Here is a 5,050-nt window from a genome sequence, read left to right as displayed (position 1 = left end):
ATTTTATACAATATAGAAAGGAGTAAAACCCCATGAGTGTTTTTATTATAGCAGAAGCAGGAGATAATCATAATGGAAGGTTAGTGCTAGCTTTAAAATTGGTTGATGTGGCCGTTGAGTCAGGTGCTGACTGTGTAAAATTTCAAACATTTATCACAGAGGAGGTTATCTCCAAAAAGGCAGAAAAAGCTGACTACCAAAAAGAATCAACTGGCGAAAATGAAAGTCAATTTGAAATGGTCAAAAAGCTTGAACTGAGTTTCAAAGAATTTAGTGAAATTAATGAATATTGCAAAGAAAAGGGAATTGTGTTTTTATCAACAGCTTTTGATCTTAAGAGCATCGATTTTTTGAATACATTGGATATGCCATTTTGGAAAATTCCATCAGGAGAAATAACTAATTTACCCTATTTAATAAAAATAGCACAAACTAATAAAGAGGTTGTATTATCTACCGGAATGGCAACGTTAGATGAGATTCGAGAGGCTACAGATGTTTTAAAAGCCAATGGTGCTGGTAAAATAACGTTACTGCATTGTAATACTGAATATCCGACTCCTATGGAGGATGTAAATCTTAAAGCAATGGATTCAATTAAAAAATTATTCAAGGTTGATGTTGGATACTCGGATCATACATTAGGTATCGAAGTTCCAATTGCTGCTGTTGCATTAGGAGCTAAGATAATTGAGAAGCATTTTACTCTTGATAGAACGATGGAAGGCCCTGATCATCAAGCCAGTTTAGAACCGAATGAACTTAATATGATGGTGAAAAGCATAAGAAATATTGAGAAAGCATTAGGTAATGGTGTAAAAATTCCTAGTAAATCGGAAATTAAGAATATAAATATCGCGAGAAAGAGTATCGTAGCCAGACGAAAAATATTTAAAGGTGAAGTATTTACAGAAGAAAATCTTGCAGCTAAACGTCCTGGAAATGGTATCAGCCCCATGAAATGGTTTGAAGTGTTAGGCCAAAAGGCAAAGAGGGATTTTGATGAGGATGATTTGGTAGAAATATGAAAAAAATATGTATATTGACAGCTACCAGAGCTGAATATGGTCTTCTAAAACAGATTATTTTAAAATTAAGAAACGTGTCAGAATTTGATGTGCGTGTTGTAGTCACAGGAACGCATCTCTCACCTGAATTTGGGTTGACTTATAGAGAAATACTGAAGGATGGAATTTTGATTGATGAAAAAATAGAAATTCTTTTGAGTTCTGATACGCCTACAGCCATTTCAAAAGCAATGGGATTGGCAATGATTGGTTTTGCTGAATATTTTGCTCGGATAGATCCTGATATGTTATTGGTATTAGGTGATCGTTATGAAACTTTGGCTGTATGCTGTGCGGCAATGAATCAAAGAATACCAATCACTCATCTCTATGGTGGGGATACGACTGAAGGATCGATGGATGAGTCGATTAGACATGCGATAACAAAACTAAGCTATTTACACTTTACTAACACTGAAAGTAGTCGAAACAGGGTTATTCAACTTGGAGAGGAACCAAACAGGGTCTTTTCTGTCGGAGAAATCGGGATAGAGAATGTAAGTAAAGAAAAACTAATGAGTAAGACTGAGCTTGAAACGGCGATTAGTTTTAAATTAGATAAACCCTATGCTATGATAACTTTTCATCCTGCAACTCTTGAAAACGCTGATTCTGCGAAGCAGTTTCAAAATTTATTAGATGCTTGTGAAAAATATAAAAATATGAAATTTGTTTTTACAAAAGCAAATGCTGACACAAACGGTCGAGTGATTAATCAATTACTTGAACAATATGCAAATCAGCATGACAACGCAATAGCTTTTGATTCCCTGGGAATGACACGTTATTTGAGTGCTATAAAGTACTGTGAAATGGTTATCGGCAATTCATCGAGTGGTTTAGTGGAGGCTCCGTGTTTTGGTGTACCAACAATTAATATTGGTGATCGTCAAAAAGGCAGACTGCAAGGAGACAATGTTATTAACTGTAAACCTCTCGTTAATGAAATTGAAGGTGCAATTGCTCTGGCCTTAACTGAAGAATTTAAGAGAAAAGCAAGAGATACAAGTAACCCATATGGAGATGGTAATACATCAGATAAAATTATTAATAAGTTAAAAGAATTCCTATTAGAAGGTAAAATTGACTTGAAGAAAAAATTTTTTGATTGTGAAGTGATATAATATGAAAGTTATTGTGATTGGACTTGGTTCCATGGGAAAGAGGCGAATACGTTTAATAAGCAAATTTGATGATAAGATTCAAATTATTGGAGTGGATACCAATGAAGAACGTAGAAAAAAATGCAGTATAGAATATAAAATAGAAACGTTTGATAATTTGAATGATGTAGCAGATATCACTGGTTTTGACAGTGCTTTTGTGTGCACATCACCATTAACTCATCATATTATTATTACAGAGTGTTTAAACTTGGGATTGAATATATTTTCAGAATTGAATTTAGTTGATGATGGTTATGAAAAAAACATTAGACTTGCTGAACAGAATGAACTTGTATTATTTATGTCTTCAACATTTTTGTATCGAGAAGAAATACAAAAAATTAAGGCTTTAATCGAACAAGCTAATTGTAAGCTGAATTATAGCTATCATGTTGGCCAATATCTACCTGATTGGCATCCTTGGGAGAATTATCAAGATTTTTTTGTGAGTGATAAGCTTTCCAATGGTTGCAGAGAAATATTTGCGATTGAAATTCCCTGGTTAATTGATGTATTTGGCGATATTGATAAAGTTGATGTGGTTAAAAGCAAAATGAGTGATTTAAATATTGATTATAATGATAACTATTTGATACTTGTTCAACATAGCAGTGGACATAAAGGTGCTTTAGAAGTTGATGTTGTTTCGCGCAAGGCCGTACGAAATTTAGAAGTGTTTGGTGAGAAACTGTATATTCATTGGGACGGATCTCCAACCGGTTTATATGAATATAATTACGAAGAAAAAGTGGATGTTAATCTTCAATTATATAAAGAAATTGATCAGCTTGAAAATTACAGTAGTTTTGTGGTCGAAAATGACTATTTCAATGAAATCACCTCTTTTTTTGAAGCTGTATTAAAGGGAAAAGCACCATTATACAGCTTTGAAAAGGATAAAGAAATTCTAAAAATTATTGATAGAATTGAGAGCTAATAGATGAAATCATATAAAATAGGCATAATTGGTCTTGGCTCAATTGGTACAAGGCATGTAAAAAACATCGTTGCTGTTTTAAAGGAACAAGGCAAGTCCTATTCAATTGATTTGGTCAGAAGTGGAAGAGGCAAAGAGCCAGATAGTGAAGTAGCAAAACATGTAAATCAGATATATTATTCTTATGATACGGTTCCAAATGACTATGATGTATTATTTATTACAAACCCTACCAATTTGCATTTTGAGACAATACAGCAGTATGTTTCGAAAACGAAACATATGTTTATTGAAAAGCCAATATTTGATAACATAGATGTGACTCTAAAAGAATTAGGCTTAAAAAGAGACAGTACATATTATGTAGCTTGTCCATTGCGATATACAGATGTGATCCAATACCTAAAAGAGCAATTAAGAGAAATGAATGTGTTTAGTGTCAGAGCGATTTGTTCAAGTTATCTGCCAGAATGGAGACCGAATCAAGATTATCGTAATTCCTACAGTGCTCATAAAGATCAAGGCGGCGGAGTTTCCATTGATTTGATCCATGAGTGGGATTATCTATGCTATTTATTTGGTGAGCCTGACGAAGTATTAAATTTGAGAGGCACGTTTTCTAACTTAGAAATTGATAGTGATGATATATCCTTGTACATTGCAAAATATGATAGCATGTTAGTGGAAGTTCACTTGGATTACTTTGGGCGTCAAACGATTAGAGAAGTTCAAATATTTACAGATGAAGATACAATAGTAGGAGACTTGACAAACAGTGAAATACGGTGTTTAAAAAGTGGGGAGATCATTTCCTTTAAGGAACAAAGAAATGATTATCAGTATAAAGAAATATCAAATTTTTTTAATATCATAGAAGGTCGAGTACCTAATGATAATGATATTTCAAAAGCACTTAGAATTTTGCAAATTGCGAAAGAAGGGAAATAATATGGATATCTTATTTACAATATGTGGAAGAGCTGGATCGAAAGGAATTAGAAACAAAAACATAAAAGAATTTTTGGACTATCCTTTGCCATTTTATACAGTTTCAGCAATTGAACTATATAAAAGAGCGCATCCAGATATCCATTGTGACATTGTATTAAACACTGATAGTATAGATCTTATTGAAATGTTTAAGGAACAATTAAATTTTGAAGTTGAAATAATTATAAGGGATCCACTGCTGGCTTTGGATAATACTTCAAAAGTTACAGTAGTTTTAAATTGTTTAGAGGTAATGAAAGTTAGAAAATCAATCAACTATGATATGGTTGTTGATTTGGATATTACGTCTCCATTAAGAACCGTAAAGGATATTAATAGTCTAATACAAAAGAAGTTAAATTCCGACGCTGATGTGATATTCTCAGTAACGGAAGCAAGAAGAAATCCTTATTTCAATATGGTTAAGAAAACAGAAAACGGCTATGAACGTGTTATAAAATCTTCTTATAATGCACGGCAGGAAGCACCAGAAATATTTGATATGAATGCATCCTTGTATGCTTATTCCCCAGAATTTCTTGAAAGTGGCAAGGAAATATTTGAAGGGAAATGTGATGTAATAAAAATGTTGGATACAGCAGTTTTAGATTTGGATCAGGAAAATGATTTTGAATTGATGCAGGTGATAGCAAAGTATTTATTTGAAGAATTTGATAAATACAAAGAAGTTCAGGCTAATGTTAATAAAATATTAAAACGAAAAGAGGGTGCTAATGAATAGTAAACTTACAATTATTATGTACTCAACTTTCCCAGCTTAATTGACCGAATAAAGCCTTTATAAAAAAGGCCTGAGAGTCAATCCATTGCCGGAGTTGATTTTTTAACAGTGTAGACTTTCTAGATCCTACCGAATTCAATTGTTCAAC

The 5,050-nt window shown here is 32.9% G+C and carries 5 protein-coding genes; all 5 read left to right on the top strand.

The window, feature by feature from the left end; translation table 11 throughout:
* Positions 1 to 32 precede the first annotated feature (32 nt).
* From neuB to GH808_RS14780, 5 genes are read left to right on the top strand one after another with little or no spacing between them, the layout of a single operon-like run.
* Entirely contained in the window at positions 33 to 1,028 is a 996-nt protein-coding gene (gene neuB, locus GH808_RS14800) for an N-acetylneuraminate synthase (RefSeq protein ID WP_186843560.1), read from the top strand.
* Positions 1,025 to 2,191: a UDP-N-acetylglucosamine 2-epimerase gene (neuC, locus tag GH808_RS14795; RefSeq protein ID WP_186843559.1), complete on the top strand. Its 1,167-nt coding sequence runs from the start codon at positions 1,025 to 1,027 to the stop codon at positions 2,189 to 2,191. Before neuB ends, neuC begins: the two co-directional genes overlap by 4 nt.
* Position 2,192: 1 nt before the next feature.
* On the top strand, positions 2,193 to 3,170 hold the full coding sequence (locus GH808_RS14790) for a Gfo/Idh/MocA family protein (protein ID WP_186843558.1): 978 nt from the start codon (positions 2,193 to 2,195) through the stop codon (positions 3,168 to 3,170).
* 3 nt (positions 3,171 to 3,173) lie between these two features.
* Complete coding sequence (locus GH808_RS14785) at positions 3,174 to 4,118, top strand: Gfo/Idh/MocA family oxidoreductase (RefSeq protein ID WP_186843557.1); 945 nt, start codon at positions 3,174 to 3,176, stop codon at positions 4,116 to 4,118.
* A 1-nt stretch (position 4,119) separates the two neighbouring features.
* Positions 4,120 to 4,902 carry an acylneuraminate cytidylyltransferase family protein gene (locus tag GH808_RS14780; RefSeq protein ID WP_186843556.1) on the top strand — a complete coding sequence of 261 codons (783 nt, stop codon included), beginning with the start codon at positions 4,120 to 4,122 and terminating at the stop codon, positions 4,900 to 4,902.
* Positions 4,903 to 5,050: the final 148 nt, after the last annotated feature.

The organism is Acetobacterium fimetarium (assembly GCF_014284475.1).
In the GTDB taxonomy this organism is placed as follows: Bacteria; Bacillota; Clostridia; order Eubacteriales; family Eubacteriaceae; genus Acetobacterium; species Acetobacterium fimetarium.
The sequence above is the reverse complement of the archived record's forward strand: the minus strand, read 5'-3'. Positions and strand labels throughout refer to the sequence as shown.

Bases quoted from the DNA above. Each gene is read 5' to 3' on its own strand.
- neuB (WP_186843560.1), top strand. From the start codon at position 33: ATGAGTGTTTTTATTATAGCAGAAGCAGGAGATAATCATAATGGAAGG.
- neuC (WP_186843559.1), top strand. From the start codon at position 1,025: ATGAAAAAAATATGTATATTGACAGCTACCAGAGCTGAATATGGTCTT.
- GH808_RS14790 (WP_186843558.1), top strand. From the start codon at position 2,193: ATGAAAGTTATTGTGATTGGACTTGGTTCCATGGGAAAGAGGCGAATA.
- GH808_RS14785 (WP_186843557.1), top strand. From the start codon at position 3,174: ATGAAATCATATAAAATAGGCATAATTGGTCTTGGCTCAATTGGTACA.
- GH808_RS14780 (WP_186843556.1), top strand. From the start codon at position 4,120: ATGGATATCTTATTTACAATATGTGGAAGAGCTGGATCGAAAGGAATT.